Source organism: Streptomyces sp. NPDC026394 (assembly GCF_055567735.1).
The window spans coordinates 42,096-59,575 of sequence record NZ_JBVHPX010000030.1; the positions used below are offsets into that span (position 1 = coordinate 42,096).

Genomic DNA, 17,480 nt, shown 5'->3' on the forward strand with positions numbered 1-17,480 from the left:
CACACGGGACGGAACGGACGGCGGGAACAGGGACGGGGGCGTTGGCCTGCCGCAGGTCAAGCCGGGGCGGGGGACAGGCGCTCCGCGCCGGCCGACTGCCCGGCGGGTGCCGCCAGCGCGTCGACGGCGCGGCCCAGCAGCTCCAGCGGCACGGGCACCAGCGGCAGCGGGCCGCTGCGCAGCACCTGGCCGGGAGCGGACAGCAGCACCATCGGGGTGGAGGCGGGCGGGCAGGGCAGATAGCCGCGCTTGTTGTCGTAGGTCAGCCAGTTCTTGACGTCCGCCGGGTCCACCAGTGCCGGGACGGACCCCTCCAGACCTGCCTTGGCGACCAGTTCGCGGTGCAGACCGACCAGGTCACCGGAGGCGTGCCCGAGCAGCCGGGACACCTCGGCGGCCACGATCATCCCGATGGCCACCCCCGCGCCGTGCGCGACCTCACCCCGCGCGGCGTGCTCGATGGCGTGCCCGGTGGTGTGCCCGTACTCCAGCACCAGACCGTCCCGGCGCTCGTGCTTGTCCGCACCGGTCACCTGCGCCTTGGCGGCCACGCTCTCCTCGATGATCCACCGCATCGCGCCGTCCTCGTAGTGCGCGTCCGGCCGCAGCTCCGCGGAGAGCCGCTCGATCATCGACGGGCGGATGGCCAGCGCGTTCTTGACCACCTCGCCCATGCCCGACCGCAGTTCCCGCGCCGGGAGCGTGCGCAGCATCGCCGTGTCGGCGAGCACCTCGGCCGGCTGGTAGAAGGTGCCGACGAGGTTCTTGCCGAAACTCGCGTTGACCGCCTGCTTCAGCGACAGCACCGAGTCCAGCATCGCCACCACGGTGGTGGGCACGTGCACCAGGGTGATGCCGCGGAACAGCAGGGAGGCCAGCAGCCCGGCGATGTTGCCGGTGATGCCGCCGCCCAGCGCCACCACGACGCTGCGCCGGTCGGCGCCCTCGGCCAGGGCCTGCTCGGCGAGGTCGCCGACGGTGCCGATGCGCTTGTGGACCTCGCCCGCCGGGTGGGTCAGCAGGACGGCGGGACCGGCGTCCTTCTCCAGCCGGGCGACCAGGTCGCGTCCGTAGAGCGCGGCCACCGTGGTGTCGCACACCACGAGGTAGCGGCTGGCCGCGCGGGCGCCGAGGCGCGCGACGATCTCCTCGGCGCACTCGGTACCGAGCCGGTAGGGAAAGCTGGTGTCTTCCATGGTGATGGCCGTGACGTGCATGGTCTCCCCGATTTCGTGGGCGGGTCGCGGGACGGTTGCTCGGGCGGGCCGGCTGCGGCCCGCCGCCTTCAGCCGGTCAGCAGGGCGCCGTGCCGCACGACCTTGCCGAAGGCCGTCGCGATGTCATGCATGTCGTTCTCGTCCCCGAGCAGGGCGGCGTGGTGCACGGTGACGGTGCGCCGGGCCGCTTCCTCGCACACGGGCAGCTCGAAGCGCTTGGGATCGATACGGCTCTCGTGCTGGACACCCAGCGCGAAGCGGCCACGGCTCCTGGGGTCGTACAGGCGGTTGCGGGTGATCGGCGCGTAGCACGGGGCGACGGGGAAGCCGAGTTCGGCGGTGAGCGCCTCGGCGACGGCCGCCGCGTCCACGTGGGTCAGCTCGCCCTCGGGCAGCCGGGCGGCGTAGGTGTAGTACGTACGGGTACTGGTGCCCTCGGACGTCGTCTGCGGCCGGTAACCGGCGTCGGCCAGCAGCTTGTCCAGGAGCGCGGCGTTGCGCCGCCGCCGCTCGTTCTGCTCGTCCAGCACCCCGAGCTGCTCGACGAGCAGTGCCGCCTGGAACTCCGACACACACCGGTTCGAACCCATCAGTTCACCGGTCTCCACCAGCTCCATCCGCCCGTCGCCGACGGGCTGCCCGGCCAGGCAGCGCCCGTCGGCGCGCAGGTGCTCCACCCGGCGCGCGAACTCCGCGTCCCGGGTGATGACGGCGCCGCCCTCACCGCTGGTGAGCACCTTGCTGTGCTGCATGCTGAAGGTCCCGGCGGTGGCCAGCGCGCCGACCTTGACGCCGCGGTACTCCGCGCCGTGCGCCTGCGCGCAGTCCTCCAGCAGCGGCAGCCCGTGCCGGTCGGCCAGGGCGCGCAGCGCGTCCATGGCGGCGACCGCCGAGTACAGGTGGACGACGACGATCGCCTTGGTGCGTTCGGTCAGCGCGCTCTCCACGGCGGCGGGGTCCAGGCACAGCGTGTCGGGGTCCACGTCGCAGAAGACCGGGACCGCGTTGATGCCGAGCACGGTCGAACCGGACGCCACCCAGGACAGCCCGGGGACGATGACCTCGTCGCCGGCGCCGATGCCGCACGCCTCCATGGCGAGCATCAGGCTGGCGGTGCCGCTGGCCGCGGGTACGCAGTGCTCGACCCCGTTGTACGCGGCGAACGCCTGCGCGAAGCGCCGCTCCTGGGACGCGGCGCCCCGGTAGGGGCCGCTGATCGACCAGCGGCCGGAGGTGAGCACCCCCTCCAGCGCCCGGACCGCGCCGGGAGCCGGCTGCGGCCACAGGGGCCAGGGGCGGGTACGTACCGGACTGCCGCCTTGCACGGCCAGGGACCGGGTCATCTGATCGTCCTTCCTGAGCACGGGGCTGGGGGAGTGGGGGAGAACGGCCGGGCGGTCAGGCGCGGAGGTTGAAGTACGAGCGGGTGTTGCCGTCGGCGCGGCGCAGCGCCACGTCCAGCGCCCGGGCGTGGTCGGCCAGGCCGAACTCGTGGCTCAGCAGCGCGTCCACGTCGACCGCCCCGGCGGCCAGCAGCTCGATGGCCTCGCCGAACCGGTCCCCCGGTCCCATCGATGCCTGGAGGGAGAGGACCTTCACCACGATGTGGTGGGGGGCCATCGGCGCGGCTTCCTCGATGCGGTAGCCGATCAGACCGATGCGTCCGCCAGAGCGGACAGCCTCCACCGCTTCCTGCACGGCGAGGGGGTAGCCGGACGCCTCCAGCACCACGTCCGGAGTCAGCTCGGGGTGCTTCTCGACGAACCCGACCAGCTCGCCGGGGTCGCCGCCGACGGTGTGCGGCACCCCCAGCGCGTGGGCCGCCTGGCGCCGCTCGGTCACCGGCTCGGCGAGGACGGTGACTTCGCCGCCGCGCAGCCGTACGGCCTGGGCGAGCAGCAGGCCGATGCCGCCGGCGCCGGTGATCGCCACCTTCTCGCCGGCCGTGACCGCGAGCCGGTCGACCGCGTTCAGCGCCACGGCGAGGGGTTCCACCTGGGAGGCCTCGCGCAGCGAGAGGCCCTCGGGCAGCCGGTGCAGGTTGCCCGTCGGCACGGTCATGTACTCGGCGCACGCGCCGTCCCGGGTGAACCCGAGTTCTTGCAGGTCGGCGCAGAGGGTGGGCTTGCCGACGGTGCAGTGCCGGCAGCTTCCGCAGGCGACGGTGAGGTCGCCGACCACGTTCTGGCCGACCAGGTCGGCGGCGGCCCCGCCGGCCTCGACCACGGTTCCGCTCCACTCGTGCCCCGGCACCACGGGGTAGGTGAAGCCGTGCCAGACCCCCTTGTAGAAGGAGAGGTCGCTGCCGCAGATCGAGTTGTAGGCGAGCCGTACGAGCGCCTCGCCGGGCGCGGGCTCCGGCACGTCGCGCTCGGTGAGCACGGCCTGCAGGGGAGCTTTGAACATCAAGGCTTTCATCGTGCAGACCTCCGTGTCACGGGACCGGGCGGATGCCGGGCGTCACGAGTAGCGTCCGCTCCAGCGAATGAAGTGCCCGGGGAGCGTACGCCAGGTTGTGGGGCGCTTGTCAACTAAAGCGGGCGATGGGGTGGGTGACGCCTGGTTCGGGCGGTGGGCGCCCGCTGACCGCCGGTCAACTCGCCGTGCCGACTGGGCGGAACGGTGCCGGCGCAGCTCCTCCTCCCGACCGGACGTCCCGGTGCCTCGCGCGCCCGCGGCCGCCCCGGAGCCGGACCGGCCGGATCCGTACGGCCCGGAGACGCTCCGAAGAAAACCGGGAGGAGAAGGAGGGGCCGTTCGGCCCTGGTCACCGGCCCGGCCGTTACCCCCGCCCGTCGGCCCGGTGCGTGACGGACCGGGCCCGTGCACCTGCAACAGCCGCCCCGAGCTGGGTATGTTGGACGCCGTACCGGCACGGTCACACCGTGAGACGGCCGGTCGTGGTGCCTCAGCGGGGTGCCTGAGCGACGGGAGAGCAGCGAATGAGCCAGGAAGTGCGACCACAGTCCGGCACCGTCGACGTCAGCGTTCCGAGCGTGGCGCGGATGTACGACTACTACCTCGGCGGCAAGGACAACTACGCCGTGGACCGCGAGGCGTGCGAGGAGCTGGACAAGGTCGTGCCGAGCACGCGGGTCCTGGCGGTCAACAACCGCCGGTTCCTTCGGCGGGTGGTCCACTGGCTGGCACAGGAGCAGGGCGTACGGCAGTTCATCGACCACGGGTCCGGTCTGCCGACCCAGGACAACGTCCACCAGGTCGCCCAGCGGGTCGCCCCGGAGTCGCGGGTGGTCTACGTGGACAACGACCCCATCGTGCTGGCCCACGGCCGTGCGCTGCTGGAGGAGAACCGCAACACCGCGGTCATCCAGGCCGACATGCGCGACACCGAAGGCATCCTGAGCCACCCCGAGGTGGAACGGCTGATCGACTTCGACCAGCCGGTGGCCGCGCTGTTCGTGTCCGTGCTGCACTGCATCCCCGACGACGACGACCCCGCCGGCCTGATCAGGCGGGTCGCGGAACGCCTGGTGCCGGGCAGCTTCCTGGTCGTGTGCCAGTTGGTCAGCGAGGACCAGGAAACCCGTGACTTCGTCACCGAGTTCATGCGGGTCAGCACCCAGGGCCAGTGGGGCCGGGTGCGCACGGCGGCCGAACTGGCCTCGTTCCTGGACGGGTTGGAGGTCCTCGAACCGGGCCTGGTGGAGGTGTCGACCTGGAAGCCGGACGCGGACATCGGGCCCAAGCAGCTCACCATGGAGTGGATCGAGTACGGCGGGGTCGCCCGCAAGCGGTAGGGGCGACGGTGTCTTCGCCCGGCCTTCCCGGCGGGGACGCTGCCCTCTTCCGCCCCGGCCCCCGCCCGGGGCACCGTCGACGCCCGGTGCCCCGTCCGGGTCAGTCCTCCTCCGAGCCCCCGATGAGCTCCTCCAGGATGGCCTGGGTTCCGCGAGGGGACTCGGCCTGGGCGCTGAGCCGGTCCATCACCGCGAGGTAGTGGTCCACGTCGTCGCGCTTGTCCAGGTAGAGCGCACTGGTCAGTTGCTCCAGATAGACGATGTCCGGCAGGTCCGGCTCCAGGAAGCGCAGAATCGTGATCGGCCCGCCCGCCGCCGCGTGCCCGCCGAGATGGAACGGGGCGACCTGCACGGTGACGTTGGGCAACTGCGACATGGCCAGCAGATGCCGCAACTGGCCCGCCATGATGTCCGGGCCGCCGAGCGGGCGTCGCAGGGACGCCTCGTCCAGCACCGCCCACACCCGGGGCGCGCCGGGCGCGGTGAGCAGCGCCTGCCGTCGCAGGCGCAGTTCCACCCGCCGTTCGATCTCCTTCCTGGACGCCTGCGGATTGCCGAGGCGGCAGACCGCATGGGCGTACTCCGGCGTCTGCAACAGCCCGGGCACGAACTGCACTTCGTAGGTGCGGATGACGGAGGCGGCCTCCTCCAGGCCGATGAGTGTCTCGAACCACGTGGGCAGTACGTCGTTGTAGCGGTGCCACCACCCGGGTGTGCTGGTCCCGCGGGCCAGCGCCAGGAACTCGGCGCGCTCCTGCTCGTCCGTGACCCGGTAGAGCGTCAGCAGGTCGGCCACGTCGCGTTCCTTGCAGCCGACGCGGCCCAGCTCCAGCCGGCTGATCTTGGCGTGTGACCCGCGGATGGCGTCGCCGGCCGCCTCACGGGTGACGCCCGCCGCCTCTCGCAGCCGGCGCAACTGCGTTCCCAGAATGATCCGCAGGACTGTCGGTCCGCCCCGGGGATGTTCGATGTGACGGCGCGGGGGCGGGATGCGCCCCGGCTGCGCGGCGACCATGGTGACTCCCCTGTTGGTCGGGTGAACGCTCAGTGTCCCATCGCCTCAACTGTTCGTACAGCGGAGGTGACTATCCAGCCGACATATGCGTCAGCCGGCCCCGGCCAGGTCGTCGAAATCGCCGTCCTTGGCTCCCTGGACGAAGGCCGCCATCTCGTCACGGGTGTAGACCAGTGCGGGCCCTCCCGTGTGCCGGGAGTTGCGTACCGCCACCCCGCCGTCGGCGAGAACGGCCAGCTCGACACAGTTCCCGTTGGGGTTGCTGCGGGAACTCTTGCGCCACACCGCACCCTCGATGGCACTGGCGCATATGCCGTTGGGCAATGACTCCATACCCTTGTCTCCTTACTGGACGATCTGGCTCCGCCCGGTACGGCCCCGTACGTACGGTGGCGTGAAACGGGCCCCCACGCGGCCGTACTTACCGCTGCAATTGCAGATGTACTTGCAGCGGAAGGCGGCCGACGAGGATATTAGCCCTCCTGAACTGCGCGGCCCAGCCCCCGAAATGCCCCATGGCGGAGATCGTGATGACTACACATCCGGCACCCACCGTGCACGACGTGCGCCACGAGGAAACGGGGGAGGGACAGCCGACGACCGGCCTCGACGCCTTCGCCGTGTGCGCGCTCAGCGGCGCCTACAGCGCCGTCGCGGAAGCCCGCCGTTTCACCGCCGCCACCCTCGAAGGGTGGGGCGTGTGCGCGCCGGTCGTCTCGGACGCGGTCCTGGTGGTCTCGGAACTTACCGGCAACGCCCTGCGCCACGCCGCCCCCAGGGGCCCGGACGCCGCAGAGTCCCGGCCGGACCTGGTGTGCGCGGCCTGGCTGGCACTGGCGCACCAGGAGGCCGGCGTCCTGTGCGCCGTCTCCGACTCCAGCCGTGCCGTCCCGGCCCTCGCGGCTCCGGACCTCATGGCGGAGGAGGGACGGGGCCTGTGGATCATCGACCGGCTCAGCGAGTCCTGGGGCTGGACCCGCCCGGACCACACGGGCAAGACGGTCTGGGCCCAGTTGCCGGTCCCGCGGCCCACGAGGTGAGCGACGGCCACGGCCCTGTTCGTTGACGCGAACCTGTCTCCCACGTTCACTTGGGGGGAACTGGCGTCCACGATCGAAGGCGGTCGAGCATGGCGGTGGCAGTGCGGACACCCGGCGTCCTGACGGCGGCGGGCGGCGACGCCCGCGCACGGGCCGTGGGCCACGCGAGGTGACGGCCCCCTCGGCCGCGGCGCCCGACACCGAGGAGAGCCCGGCTCCGCCGGTCAATTCCCACAACGAGTGGGACCCGTTGGAGGAGATCGTCGTAGGCCGCCTCGACGGCGCGACGATCCCGTCCCACCACCCGGTCGTGACCTGCAACATCCCGCCATGGGCGGCACGCCTCCAAGGGCTCGCCGCCGGCTACAAGTACCCCCGCGTGCTGGTCGAGCGGGCCCAGCGGGAACTCGACGGGTTCATCGCCCTCCTGGAGTCGCTCGACGTCACCGTCCGGCGCCCGGACGTGGTCGACCACCGGCAGCGCTTCGGCACCCCCGACTGGTCGTCCCGTGGATTCTGCAACACCTGCCCCCGCGACAGCCTGCTGGTGATCGGCGACGAGATCATCGAGACGCCGATGGCCTGGCCGTGCCGGTACTTCGAGTCGCACTCCTACCGCACGGTCGTCAAGGACTACTTCCGGCGGGGCGCGCGCTGGACGGCGGCGCCGAGACCGCAGCTCACGGACGAACTGTTCGACGCGGAGTTCCGCGTCCCCGAGGCGGGCGAGCCGATGCGCTACATCCTCACCGAGTTCGAGCCGGTGTTCGACGCGGCGGACTTCGTCCGCGCGGGACGCGACCTGTTCGTCACCCGGAGCAACGTCACCAACCGGATGGGCATCGACTGGCTGCGCCGCCACCTCGGCCCCGGCTACCGCATCCACGAGATCGAGAGCCGCTGCCGCACCCCGATGCACATCGACACCACCTTCGTGCTGCTCGCACCCGGCAAGGTGCTGGTCAACCCCGAATACGTCGATGTGGACCGGCTGCCCGACGTGCTGTCCTCGTGGGACGTCCTGGTCGCCCCGGAACCCACCCCGGTCGACGGCCGGCTGCTCAAACTCACCTCGCTGTGCGGCAAGTGGCTCAGCATGAACGTCCTCATGGTCGACGAGAAGCGGGTGATCGCGGAACGGCACCACACCGGGATGCTGCGCGCGCTGGAGAAGTGGGGATTCGAGCCCATCCCGTGCGACCTGCTGCACTACGCGCCGTTCGGCGGGTCGTTCCACTGCGCGACCCTCGACGTCCGGCGGCGCGGCACGCTCCAGTCGTACGTCTGACCCCGGCCGCACACCGCGAAGGAGGCAACCCCGGCCGTCCCGCCGGAGCCGCCTCCTGCATGGCCGGGCCCGGTCCTACCCGGCCTGGTGGTGGGCGCAGGCTTCGGCGGCGGCCTTCAGCTCGCGCAGCCACTTTTCGAGGCCTTCGCCAAGAATTCGGGTCGCGGCGGGGACGTTCGCCTCGACCTGGTCGCCGGTGTGCGTCTCTTCGGTGCTCACCCGGACGCCGCCGCGGACCTCGGTGAAGTTCCATACGTGGACACCGTCGATACGCAGCCCTTCGGCGGACGCCGGCCCGGTCCAGCGCAGGCAGGAGCCGCGCTTGATCTGCTCGACGGTGGAAGTGACCTCCAGGTCGGTGGCGGGGGTCGCGGGGTTGGGGGGAATCGGGGTCGTCCACCGGAACGCCGAGCCCTTGCGGAGCGGTCCGTGGTCGAGGCGTTCCGCGGTCTCGACGGAGGACTGCCAGGCGGGCCAGCGCGCCACATCGGTCTGCAACTCCCACAGGGTGTGCAGCGGCGCGTGGATCACGGTTTCGGTGCGGTGGCGGACGGCCGCGTCCGGGTCGACGCCTTCGCCGCGGCAGGTGAGGGACTTGGCGGGGTGCGAGGGGGTGGCCCCGGCGGGTACGGCGCCGGTTCCGAGGAGACCGAGGGCGAGCGGGACGGTGAGCAGGGCGGCTCGGACGCTGGTGCTGCGAATGGCGGGCATGGTGTTCCCCTTGGCGGTGGCGGTGGCGGTGGCGGTGGCGGTGGCGGTGGCGGTGGCGGTGGCGGTGGCGTCGGGTCGTTGGGGGCGTGGGGTGTCGGTCGACGGTCGGGCGGGTGCGCGGTCAGGTCCGGGCGGTGGGTGTCACCGTGCGGTCGGGCGCCGGGTGCGGGCCCGGTGGAGGGTGACGATGAGCGCGGCGGACGCGACGACCATCAGCACGGCGAACGCGGGGTGCATGTCCTTGGACAGGCTCTGCGCGGGGTCGGCCCGCGTCAGCCAGACGGTGAGCGGGACGGCGTACGTGACGGCGAGCAGGACCGCGGCCCAGCGCACCGTCCGGTCCCGCACCTGCCGGAAGACACCGGCCAGCGCGATCACGACCGGGATGCCCGACAGCAGGGCGAACTGACCGACGACCATGACGGGGACCGCCCAGGAGGAGAGGGTCGACGACAGCGGCACGCGTCGGGCTGAGCGGGCGCGGGGTGGCTCAAGTGTGGTGGTCATGCGGATCCCTCGGTTCGGTGGAGCGCGGCGCGGGGCGCGCAGCCGCGGCGTACGCCCGCTCCACTGGGCTAGAAGCTCTTGCGCTAGTTATAAGTTATAACCGTGAGGGGGTGAGGGGGCAAGGGTTTGGTGAGAGCTTCCAACTGGTTCTGGCTGGGGTGGGGTTCGGGGTGCGGGGCGCGGGCTTTCCCTCTGCGCGCCCGGTCCGAGGGGTGAACCGCCGGCCCGGCCGGTCGGTCGCCCTCCGGCTGTGCGGCCTCGCGGACATCCAGGGCGGCCCGTTGTGTTGATGCGTCGCCGCGCGTCAAGACCTTCCGTGCGGCTCGGGGTCGCTTCGGTGTGGTTCGGGCGGGGCCGGCTGGAAGTGGACAGGGCTCGCGCGCGGTCGCTGGCCTCGGCGGACCGTTTCCGCAGGCTGGGTGACGCGTCCCCTGTGGGGCGGCCGACGGCTCGGTATTCGTATTCACGGAGGCGGTAGGCGCTGCCCCGGGGGTTGCTGTGGAGCCCGTCGCCGCGCGCCGTGAAGCGCGTCTTCGCGCCTGGGTGTCCCTGCTGTTCGCCCGCGTCCCGTGCGTGCTGGCGAAGAAGTTCCGCTGCCCGTTCGCGATGGCGGGCTGCCGCGCGTGCATCTCCTTCAAGTCGGCCTGCCGGGGCGGCGCGGGCGTGAGGTGGTGCCGCATCGGCTCCGTACGGTGTTCGCGCGTTACGGTCGGTAAGCCGAGGTGTCGCGCGTGACGGGACGCCAAGCGGGCGCGGTGGCCGGGGTTTTCGGCGGGGGAGGCCCCCCAGGGGGCCCCCGCCGTGCCCTGCTGCAAGCGGCTCAAAACCGCCTAAAGGGTATGTTTGCCCGTCATTCGGCAGGGGAGTGATCTCCTCGTTCCCAAGATTGTTATCGCGGCGAGCTTGCCGCAACACCACCTCTTCAGCCGCAGTGCCGAGACAGGAGTCCGCCCATGCTGCCCACCATGTCGCGCCCCGACCGTGAACGCTTCCTCGCCGAGCCGCGGGTGGGGGTCCTGGGTGTGACGGACTCCAGAGGGGGCGACCGGGGGCCTCTGATCGTGCCGGTCTGGTACAGCTACGAGCCCGGGGGCGAGGTCGTCGTCGAGACCGGTCGGCAGACCGTCAAGGCCCAGCTCCTGCGCGCCGCCGGGCGGTTCAGCCTCTGCGCGCAGGACGAGGGACGGCCGTACCGCTACGTCAGCGTCGAAGGGCCCGTGACCGCGATCGACGACCCGCTGGACCCGGCCCTGCGCGAGGCCCTGGCCCACCGCTACCTGGACGCCGAGGAGGCCCGCGGATACCTGGCGGCGACCTCCGGCCAGCTCACGGAGGACATCGCCTTCCGGATGCGCCCGCAGCACTGGCGCAGCGCCGACTTCGCGGCCTTCGCGGCCGACTTCGCCGAAGGGGGTGCCGGGGAGGAAGCCCTCCCGCGCTGAGCGGACCCGCCCGCGCACCGCCGTACCGCACGCAAGCCGTTGGAGCGAGAGAGACCACATGACCGACACGTACGTTTCTTCACGCCCGTTAGCCAGGCGGCCCCAGGCCCCGGGCGCCCGCACACCGGCACCCGGCTACCCACGGGACAGCCGCATACCGGAGCTGTTCGAGGCGCAGGCAGCGGCGCTGCCGCACGCCCCGGCGGCCCGGCACGGGGAGCGCACCCTGACCTACGGCCAACTCGACGCCCATGCCGACGCGTTGGCGGCTCGGCTGGCCGCGGCCGGGGTCCGGCCAGGTGACCTGATCGGCGTGTGCGGCAGCCGCTCCCTGGAGGCGCTGGTGGCGCTGCTGGGCATCCTCAAGGCCGGCTGCGCGTACGTACCGCTCGACGAGGACCTTCCGCCGGCCCGGCTGCGGGCCATGGCCGAGGACGCGGGCATCGGCGCGGCGGTCGTCCTGCCGGGCAGCACGCGCCGGGTTCGCGGTCTACGCGTGTCGGTCGAGATCGGCTCCCTCGACGAGCCCGTCCCTGATCGCGCGACCGGCCCCGCCCCCGTCCGCGCGACCGGCCCCGCCACCGACCGGGCCACCGGCTCCGCCACCGACTGCGCCTACGTCGCCTTCACTTCCGGCACGACCGGCCGGCCCAAGCCCGTCGCGCTGTCCCACCGCGGCGTGGTCCGCCTCGTGCTGTCCGACCCCGGCCTCGCACCGCCCGCCCCGGGTGACGGAGTGCTGCACGCCTACGGCCTGTCCTCCGACGCCTCGACCATCGAGATCTGGGGCGCGCTGCTGACCGGCGCCTGCCTGGTCGTCGCCGACCGCGAGGAACTGCTCTCGCCCACCGCCCTGGAGCGGCTGGTGCACGCGGGCGGCGTCACCGTGGCGTACCTGACGACGAGCGTCTTCCACCTCGTCGCCCGGACCCGCCCCGAGGCGCTGGCCGGCCTGCGGTTCGTCTCCGCCGGCGGGGAGGCGATGGACCCGCGCCTCGCGAACGCCGTCCTGGCGGCCTGCCCCCGTACCACGGTGGTCAACTTCTACGGCCCGACCGAGAACGCCGTGGTCTCCACCGCCCATGTGCTCGCCCCCCTCCCCGAGAACGCCGCGCACGTCCCCCTGGGCCGCCCCTTCGGCGCTTCCACCTGCCACGTCCTGCGGGCCGACGGCTCTCCCGCGCGGCCGGGCGAGGAAGGGGAGCTGTACGTCGGCGGGGACGGGCTGGCGCTGGGCTACCTCGGCGACCCGCAGCTGACCGCCGAGCGGTTCGTGACGCTGCCCGCGATCGAGCCGGGCGGACCGCTGTACCGGACCGGCGACCGCGTCGTTCGGCACGCCGACGGGCTGCTGGAGTACCGCGGGCGGCTCGACCGCCAGGTCAAGCTGCGCGGCGCACGCATCGAGCTGGACGAGGTGGAGACGCGCTTACGAGCCCACCCCGAGGTCGGCGAAGCGGCCGTCGAGGTCGACGCGCACACCCTGACCGCCTACGTCACGGCCACCGCCCCCGGCCGCCCGCTGTCGCTGCCCGACCTGCGCGCGTACTGCGCCACGTGGCTGCCCCCGCAGGCCGTCCCGGCCCTGGTGCCCCTCGACCGCTTCCCGGTCACCAGCGGCGGCAAGATCGACCGCAGCCGTCTGAAGCCGACCGCGCCACCGCCCGGCCCCGCGGACGCCCCGCAGGCCGCGCGGCGCCCGGAGGCCACCGACGGTCTGCCCGGCCTCCTCACGGAAGTGTGGCACCAGGTGCTGCGCGTCCGGCCCACGCCCCAGGACGACTTCTTCCTCCTCGGCGGGGACTCCCTGCTCGCCTCGGAGGCCGTCACCCGCACGCTCGCCGCACTCGGCCTCGACGCGGCCCTGGGCTCCACCCTCATCAGGGCGCTGCTGGCCGCGCCCACCCTCGAAAGCTTCACCGCCGCCGTCCACAAGGTCCGCGGCGGCACCGGCGGGCCGGCCGGTGGCCAGGAGCCGGCCGTCGACTTCGCCGCGGAGACCGGACTCGGCTTCGCCCTCCCGTCGGCCGAAGGCCCGGTACCACGCCCGCACGACCCGCAGGACGTCCTGCTCACGGGCGCTTCCGGATTCGTCGGCGGATTCCTGCTGCACCGTCTGCTGCGAGCGACGGCCGCCCGCGTCCACTGCCCCGTACGGGCGACGAGCCCCGCCCACGCCCGGCAGCGGGTCCGCACCGCCCTCACCCGCTACGGGCTGCACCTCGACGAGGCCGACTGGCAGCGCGTGGAGTGCTTCCCCGGGGACCTGACCCAGCCGCGGCTGGGACTCGACGCCGAGCGCGCCGACGCGCTGGCCCAGCGCCTGGACCTGATCGTGCACAACGGTGCCCGGGTCAACTTCCTCTACCCCTACCAGCAGTTGCGCCCGGCGAACGTCGACGGGACCCGTGAGGTCGTCCGCATCGCCGCGCGGCGCCGGGTGCCGGTGCACTTCGTGTCCACCGTCGCGGTCGTCGCGGGCTTCGGCACCGCCGGGGTGCGCGAGGTGTCCGAAGACCTGCCGCCGGCCCACGCCGACGGGCTGACCATGGGCTACGCGGAGAGCAAGTGGGTCGCCGAAGGGGTGCTGCGGCGGGCGGCGGAGCAGGGCCTGCCGGTGGCCGTCTACCGGCCGTACGAGGTCACGGGCGACCGCACGCACGGCGCGTGCAACACCGAGACGGCCATCTGCTCGCTGTTCAAGATGATCGCCGACACGGGACTGGCCCCCGACATCGAGCTGCCGATGGACTTCGTGCCCGTCGACCATCTCGCCGAGTCCCTGGTGCACATCGCCACGCACCGGCCGGCCGACGGCCGGGTCTACCACCTGACCAACCCGCGCCCGGCGATGCTGTCGGACGTCCTCGACCGGATGCGCGCGGCGGGCTTCACCCTGCGCACCCTGCCGTACGACGCATGGGTCGGCGAACTCGTCCGGCACGTCGCCGAGAACCCGACGAGCGCCACGGCGCCGTTCGTGTCCCTGTGCGTGGACCGCAGCCGCGCCGCCGACATGTCCGTCAAGGAGATGTACCTCAAGGGAACCTTCCCGGTCCTGGGGCGGCGCAACGCCGAGGAGGCGCTGGCCGGCAGCGGGCTGCACTGCCCACCGGTCGACGCCGCGCTGCTGGACCGCTACCTGGAGTACTTCTTCACCTCCGGCTACCTCGTACGCCCGACAGCAGGCCCCGGGCCCGCATCCGGGACCGAGCCGATACCGGGGACCGAGCAGATATCCGCGGCCGAGCCGATATCCGGGACCGCCTCCGGATCCAGGACCGCCTCCGGATCCGGGACCGCCCCCGAACCCAGGACCGCCTCCGGATCCGGAACAGCACCCGCACCCGCGCCCGGACCCGCCCACCTCGTCCCACCGAGCACAGCCGCACCGCGTACGGAGGACAGTCGATGAGCCGCCCCGAAGCCGCCGCCTCGGGCACCGCCGCCCCCGAGGCCCTCATCCCCGTCCCGGAGACCGCCCCCGGCACCGCCGGGCCGCCGTGCGCCTACGCCCGCCTGCGCACCGAAGCCCCCGTCGTCAAGGCCCGGCTCCCGAACGGCGAGACGGGCTGGCTCATCAGCCGCTACGAGGACGCGCGCGCCGCGTTCGCCGACCCGCGACTGGTCCGGCCCCTGCTGTCGGCCTGGCCGCCCCGCGAAGGGGCCGACGCCCCGCCGCCGTGCCTGCCGACCTTCCTGGAGATGACGGGCGCGCACCACGAGCGCGTACGGCGTACCGTCCTGCCGATGTTCGGCCGGCGGCAGTTGTCCTTCATGGAACCCCGGATCCGCGCGATGGCCGGGGAACTCGTCGACACGATGGTGGCCGGGGCGGAGAACGGCACCGCGGACCTCGTCGCCTCCTACGCCGAGCCGCTGCCCCTGCGGGTGCTGTGCGAGACCGTCGGCCTGCCGTACGAGGACCGTGAGGTCTACCTGCCGCACACCCTCGCACTCCTGGGCGCCGCGGGACTGACGATGGAGGAGGTGCTCGCCGCCCTGTACGCCCTGCAGGACTACGCCGGCGACCTCATCGCCCGCAAGGAGCGGGACGGCGACGGCGAGGACTACATCCGGCTCCTGCTGGACCGGGCCCGCCGGCCGGACAGTGAGATCACCCGGGACGACGTGGTGAGCTTTGTCGTCACCATGCTCATGGCCGGCTACAAGACCAACATCCAGCACACGGGCAACGCCCTGCTCGCGTTGCTCACCCACCCCGATCAGTTGCGCACGCTGCGCGCGGCGCCCGAGCGGACCGCCACCGCGGTCGAGGAACTGCTGCGCTACGTCCCGCTGATGAACGCCATCAACATCCTCGTGGCGACCGAGGACTTCACCCTGCACGGGCAGCACATCCGTGCCGGTGACGCGGTGGTGCCCGTACCGGCGTCCGCCAACCGGGACCCGGCGGCGTTCGCCGAACCCGACCGCCTCGACCTGGCCCGGACCCCGAACGCGCACATCGCCTTCGGGCACGGCCCGCACGCGTGCACCGGCGGGAACCTGACCCGTATGCAACTGTCCCTCGCGATCCAGGTGCTGCTGGAACGGCTCCCGGACATCGAACTCGCCGTCCCGGCCGAGAGCATCGACTGGGACGAGTCCACCCCGCTGCGTGCGCCGGCCCGGCTCCCCGTGCGCTGGTGAGAACGGCCCCGCCCGGACCCCCACCGGGGCTCGGACGGGGCCGTGACCGCGACATCGCCACAGCAACGAGAAAGAGGCCCATCTCCCGTGTCCACACCACCGCAAGCGCCCGCGTCCGGACAGGCCGCCCACCACGAGCCCCTCCCGCACTACCCCTTCAGCACCCGCGGCGACCGGCTCGCCCCCGAACTCGACGAGCTGCGCGACCGCTGTCCCGTGGCGCGGGTGCACACCAACTCCGGTGAACAGGCGTGGCTGGTGACCGGTTACGAGCTGGCCCGGCACGTGCTGCGGGACCGCTCGTTCGCCCGCTCCGTGCTGGGCGAGGCGGGCAGCCCCACCCAGGACGCCCAGATCCTGGCGCCCGAGCTGCTCGACGCCATGAACCACCTCCAGCAGGCCGGACTGCGCGACGAAGTACTCAAGGCGCTCGGCCGCGACCAGCCCGACCTGCCCGCCGCCTGGGTCGCGGAGGTCACCGCCGAGGGTCTGGACACCATGGTCCGGGACGGCAGCCCCGGCGACCTCCAGCGGCACTTCGCGGAGTGGGTCGCCGCCCAGTGCATGTGCCGGCTGCTCGGACTGCCGTTCGCGGACCGCGACTGGCTCTCCGCACGGGCCGACCTGGACCTGACCATGGTCACTCCGACCCCCGAGGAACTCGCCCGCAACTGGGAGGAGATCCGCGCGTACATGGAAGCGCACGTGACCGCCCGGCGCCCCGGCGAGCCGCGCGGCCTCATCGACCGCCTCGCCGACCTCAACGCCGAGCACCAAGGGCTGACGCGGCGCCAGCTCTCCAACATCGTCTCCGTCCTGTTCGTCAGCGGGTACGAGGACTTCGCGAGCTTCCTCGGGGTCGCGGCGTTCAATCTGCTCCAGCGGCCCGAGGTCATGAGCGCGGTGCGGGCCGGGCCGGAGACGATGCCGCAGTGCGTGGAAGAACTGCTGCGGTGCAGCGTCGTCCTGGGCAACGCGATTCCCCGCTTCGTCACCAAGGACGCGGAACTCGGCCCGGCCCGGGTGAAGGAGGGCGAGATGATCCTGCTCTCCCTGGACGCGGTCAACTACGATTCCGCCGCCTTCCGCGACCCCAAGTCCTTCACCCCCACCCGCACCCCCAACCCGCATCTGCGCTTCGGTTACGGACGCCACCACTGCCCCGGGGCCCACCTGGTCCGCCGCCAGTCCGAGGTCGCCTTCCGCGTCCTGCTCGACCGGCTGCCCGGCATCCGTCTGGCCGTACCGCCGGCCGAGGTTCCCTGGCACCCGAACCGTATGGCCATCATGCCTGCCGAGGTCCCGGTGGCCTGGTGAGCCGGTGCCGCGGTGGCCCGGTGACGTGACGGCCCGTACGAGCGCGGGGTCAGGGAGCCCGGGTGTGGTGGTCCAGCAAACGGCTGAGCAACCGCACGAACTGTTCGCGCTCGGCCGGACTCAGCGGTGCGAGCAGTTCGTCGTGGAGGGCGTCCAGGACCGTGTCGAGACGGTGCAGACGGCGGCGGCCCCGGACGGAGATCGTGATGATGTTGCGGCGCCGGTCGTCGGGGTCCGGGGCCCGCTCGACGAGACCGCGCTCGGCCAGCTCGTTGAGCACGCCGACCATGTCACTGCGGTAGATGCCGGTGCGTCCGCTGAGGGCCGCCTGGCTGCCCGGACCGTGGTCCTGCAAGGAGGCGAGTACGGCGTAGTGCCACTTGCGGGCGTCGGTCCGGGCCAGCCCTTCGGTCAGCAGCCGGTCCGACCGCGCCGACAGCTTCGACAGCAGCCAGCCCGCCTGGCTGCGCAGTCGGCCGGGCGTCCGGACCGCGCCGTCGTCGGGCAGGTCCGCGGCTTCGGCTCCGGTCAT

The 17,480-nt window shown here is 72.7% G+C and carries 15 protein-coding genes; 7 read left to right on the forward strand and 8 right to left on the reverse strand.

All coding sequences use genetic code 11. The features are described 5' to 3' along the window. Window positions 1-56: 56 nt before the first annotated feature. The 3 genes from ACZ4QV_RS38115 to ACZ4QV_RS38125 all read right to left on the reverse strand — a co-directional run bounded on the left by ACZ4QV_RS38115 (window position 57) and on the right by ACZ4QV_RS38125 (window position 3,623). Entirely contained in the window at window positions 57-1,217 is a 1,161-nt protein-coding gene (locus ACZ4QV_RS38115; RefSeq protein ID WP_361159184.1) for a 2-deoxy-scyllo-inosose synthase, read from the reverse strand. A 68-nt stretch (window positions 1,218-1,285) separates the two neighbouring features. Then, complete coding sequence (locus tag ACZ4QV_RS38120) at window positions 1,286-2,560, reverse strand: DegT/DnrJ/EryC1/StrS aminotransferase family protein (protein ID WP_361638243.1); 1,275 nt, start codon at window positions 2,558-2,560, stop codon at window positions 1,286-1,288. A 55-nt stretch (window positions 2,561-2,615) separates the two neighbouring features. Next, on the reverse strand, window positions 2,616-3,623 hold the full coding sequence (locus ACZ4QV_RS38125; protein ID WP_361159179.1) for a zinc-dependent alcohol dehydrogenase: 1,008 nt from the start codon (window positions 3,621-3,623) through the stop codon (window positions 2,616-2,618). A gap of 536 nt (window positions 3,624-4,159) precedes the next feature. On the opposite strand from ACZ4QV_RS38125, the gene ACZ4QV_RS38130 reads away from it, so the two are divergent. Next, entirely contained in the window at window positions 4,160-4,975 is an 816-nt protein-coding gene (locus tag ACZ4QV_RS38130; protein ID WP_361159176.1) for an SAM-dependent methyltransferase, read from the forward strand. 100 nt (window positions 4,976-5,075) lie between these two features. On the opposite strand, the gene ACZ4QV_RS38135 is transcribed toward ACZ4QV_RS38130, so the two are convergent. After that, window positions 5,076-5,990, reverse strand: coding sequence for a helix-turn-helix domain-containing protein (locus ACZ4QV_RS38135; RefSeq protein WP_361159174.1), 915 nt, complete (start codon window positions 5,988-5,990; stop codon window positions 5,076-5,078). Window positions 5,991-6,080: 90 nt separating this feature from the next. Beyond that, window positions 6,081-6,323: a DUF397 domain-containing protein gene (locus ACZ4QV_RS38140; protein ID WP_361159171.1), complete on the reverse strand. Its 243-nt coding sequence runs from the start codon at window positions 6,321-6,323 to the stop codon at window positions 6,081-6,083. A 197-nt stretch (window positions 6,324-6,520) separates the two neighbouring features. On the opposite strand from ACZ4QV_RS38140, the gene ACZ4QV_RS38145 reads away from it, so the two are divergent. Together ACZ4QV_RS38145 and ACZ4QV_RS38150 are read left to right on the forward strand one after the other, a co-directional pair. Further along, a complete protein-coding gene (locus ACZ4QV_RS38145) occupies window positions 6,521-7,030 on the forward strand; it encodes an ATP-binding protein (protein WP_361159168.1) in 510 nt (169 codons plus the stop codon). 169 nt (window positions 7,031-7,199) lie between these two features. Next, entirely contained in the window at window positions 7,200-8,318 is a 1,119-nt protein-coding gene (locus ACZ4QV_RS38150) for an amidinotransferase (protein ID WP_467764090.1), read from the forward strand. Between the two features lie 75 nt (window positions 8,319-8,393). Here ACZ4QV_RS38150 and ACZ4QV_RS38155 read toward each other — a convergent pair whose 3' ends face one another. Both ACZ4QV_RS38155 and ACZ4QV_RS38160 read right to left on the reverse strand, forming a co-directional pair. Beyond that, on the reverse strand, window positions 8,394-9,029 hold the full coding sequence (locus ACZ4QV_RS38155; RefSeq protein ID WP_467764091.1) for an SRPBCC family protein: 636 nt from the start codon (window positions 9,027-9,029) through the stop codon (window positions 8,394-8,396). Between the two features lie 141 nt (window positions 9,030-9,170). Further along, the gene (locus ACZ4QV_RS38160; protein WP_361591014.1) at window positions 9,171-9,536 is read right to left on the reverse strand and encodes a hypothetical protein; all 366 of its coding nucleotides are present in this window, start codon (window positions 9,534-9,536) and stop codon (window positions 9,171-9,173) included. Between the two features lie 953 nt (window positions 9,537-10,489). Here ACZ4QV_RS38160 and ACZ4QV_RS38165 point away from each other — a divergent pair. From ACZ4QV_RS38165 to ACZ4QV_RS38180, 4 genes are all read left to right on the forward strand, one after another. Further along, window positions 10,490-10,978 (forward strand): pyridoxamine 5'-phosphate oxidase family protein, encoded by a 489-nt coding sequence (locus ACZ4QV_RS38165; protein ID WP_361159157.1) that lies wholly within the window; start codon window positions 10,490-10,492, stop codon window positions 10,976-10,978. Between the two features lie 58 nt (window positions 10,979-11,036). Then, window positions 11,037-14,393, forward strand: a complete 3,357-nt coding sequence (locus ACZ4QV_RS38170; protein ID WP_467764092.1) for an amino acid adenylation domain-containing protein — start codon at window positions 11,037-11,039, stop codon at window positions 14,391-14,393. After that, window positions 14,390-15,631, forward strand: a complete 1,242-nt coding sequence (locus ACZ4QV_RS38175) for a cytochrome P450 family protein (RefSeq protein WP_361638249.1) — start codon at window positions 14,390-14,392, stop codon at window positions 15,629-15,631. The genes ACZ4QV_RS38170 and ACZ4QV_RS38175 overlap by 4 nt, the downstream gene beginning before the upstream one ends. A gap of 87 nt (window positions 15,632-15,718) precedes the next feature. Beyond that, window positions 15,719-16,948 (forward strand): cytochrome P450, encoded by a 1,230-nt coding sequence (locus ACZ4QV_RS38180; protein WP_361159150.1) that lies wholly within the window; start codon window positions 15,719-15,721, stop codon window positions 16,946-16,948. 49 nt (window positions 16,949-16,997) lie between these two features. Here the strand turns inward: ACZ4QV_RS38180 and ACZ4QV_RS38185 are convergent, their stop codons facing one another. Beyond that, window positions 16,998-17,480: a MarR family winged helix-turn-helix transcriptional regulator gene (locus tag ACZ4QV_RS38185; protein WP_361159148.1), complete on the reverse strand. Its 483-nt coding sequence runs from the start codon at window positions 17,478-17,480 to the stop codon at window positions 16,998-17,000.

What these genes read in the sequence shown, in the direction of transcription:
- ACZ4QV_RS38185 (WP_361159148.1), bottom strand. Translation starts at nt 17,480, where the DNA reads ATGACCGGAGCCGAAGCCGCGGACCTGCCCGACGACGGCGCGGTCCGG.
- ACZ4QV_RS38165 (WP_361159157.1), top strand. Translation starts at nt 10,490, where the DNA reads ATGCTGCCCACCATGTCGCGCCCCGACCGTGAACGCTTCCTCGCCGAG.
- ACZ4QV_RS38175 (WP_361638249.1), top strand. Translation starts at nt 14,390, where the DNA reads ATGAGCCGCCCCGAAGCCGCCGCCTCGGGCACCGCCGCCCCCGAGGCC.
- ACZ4QV_RS38135 (WP_361159174.1), bottom strand. Translation starts at nt 5,990, where the DNA reads ATGGTCGCCGCGCAGCCGGGGCGCATCCCGCCCCCGCGCCGTCACATC.
- ACZ4QV_RS38115 (WP_361159184.1), bottom strand. Translation starts at nt 1,217, where the DNA reads ATGCACGTCACGGCCATCACCATGGAAGACACCAGCTTTCCCTACCGG.
- ACZ4QV_RS38155 (WP_467764091.1), bottom strand. Translation starts at nt 9,029, where the DNA reads ATGCCCGCCATTCGCAGCACCAGCGTCCGAGCCGCCCTGCTCACCGTC.
- ACZ4QV_RS38145 (WP_361159168.1), top strand. Translation starts at nt 6,521, where the DNA reads ATGACTACACATCCGGCACCCACCGTGCACGACGTGCGCCACGAGGAA.
- ACZ4QV_RS38140 (WP_361159171.1), bottom strand. Translation starts at nt 6,323, where the DNA reads ATGGAGTCATTGCCCAACGGCATATGCGCCAGTGCCATCGAGGGTGCG.
- ACZ4QV_RS38130 (WP_361159176.1), top strand. Translation starts at nt 4,160, where the DNA reads ATGAGCCAGGAAGTGCGACCACAGTCCGGCACCGTCGACGTCAGCGTT.
- ACZ4QV_RS38125 (WP_361159179.1), bottom strand. Translation starts at nt 3,623, where the DNA reads ATGTTCAAAGCTCCCCTGCAGGCCGTGCTCACCGAGCGCGACGTGCCG.
- ACZ4QV_RS38120 (WP_361638243.1), bottom strand. Translation starts at nt 2,560, where the DNA reads ATGACCCGGTCCCTGGCCGTGCAAGGCGGCAGTCCGGTACGTACCCGC.
- ACZ4QV_RS38170 (WP_467764092.1), top strand. Translation starts at nt 11,037, where the DNA reads ATGACCGACACGTACGTTTCTTCACGCCCGTTAGCCAGGCGGCCCCAG.
- ACZ4QV_RS38160 (WP_361591014.1), bottom strand. Translation starts at nt 9,536, where the DNA reads ATGACCACCACACTTGAGCCACCCCGCGCCCGCTCAGCCCGACGCGTG.